Source organism: Streptomyces sp. 8L (assembly GCF_020176795.1).
Lineage (GTDB): Bacteria > Actinomycetota > Actinomycetes > Streptomycetales > Streptomycetaceae > Streptomyces.
Genome location: NZ_JAIUKE010000948.1, coordinates 1 through 743, shown reverse-complemented (window position 1 = coordinate 743; position 743 = coordinate 1). Strand labels below are relative to the sequence as shown.

The following is a 743-nucleotide window of genomic DNA, read 5'->3' as shown; positions in this document are numbered from 1 at the left end:
GGAGCGGGGCCGGGCCGTGGCGCCGCCCGCTCAGGCGGGCAGCTGCGCCTCGACGGCGGAGACCAGCGCCCCGTCCTCGGGCGCGGTCGCGGTACGGAACCGCGACACGACCTCGCCCTGCGGGCTCAGCAGCCACTTCTCGAAGTTCCACGCCACGTCGCCGGCCTTGCCCTCGGCGTCCGTAGCCTGCGTCAGCCGCTCGAAGAGCGGGTGCCGGGCGTCCCCGTTGACGTCGGTCTTCTCCAGCAGCGGGAACGTCACCCCGTACGTCGTCGAGCAGAAGGTCTGGATCTCCTCGGCCGTGCCGGGCTCCTGGCCGGCGAACTGGTTGCACGGCACCCCGAGGACCGTGAACCCGCGGTCGCCGTAGGTCTTCTGCAAGTCCTCAAGACCCGCGTACTGCGGGGTCGCACCGCACTTCGACGCGACGTTGACCACCAGCACGGCCTTGCCCCGGTAGTCGGCCAGCGACGTGGGCTCACCGGTCAGCGTGCGCAGCGGAATGTCGTAGAGACTCATGAACCGGCCCTCCTCGATCTCCCCGGTGGAGATACGTGCCCGTCCATTGTGGACCCGCCGGTTCACCCGCGGACCGGCGCCCCGCCCCGCCCGGGAAGGCCGGTGATCCCCGGCCGCGCGGCGCGCGCGCCGCCCCCGCCCCCCCCCCCCCCGCCCCCCGGCCCCCGGGGGGGGGCGCGCCCCGGGGCGCGGGCGCGCGGGGGGGGGGGCGCGGGGGGGGGGGG

The 743-nt window shown here is 76.0% G+C and carries 1 protein-coding gene; it reads right to left on the bottom strand.

Going from position 1 to position 743, the window contains the following annotated elements; all coding sequences use genetic code 11:
* Nucleotides 1–30: 30 nt before the first annotated feature.
* Nucleotides 31–519 carry a glutathione peroxidase gene (locus tag LCE31_RS40040; protein ID WP_225023238.1) on the bottom strand — a complete coding sequence of 163 codons (489 nt, stop codon included), beginning with the start codon at nucleotides 517–519 and terminating at the stop codon, nucleotides 31–33.
* Between the last annotated feature and the right edge of the window lie 224 nt (nucleotides 520–743).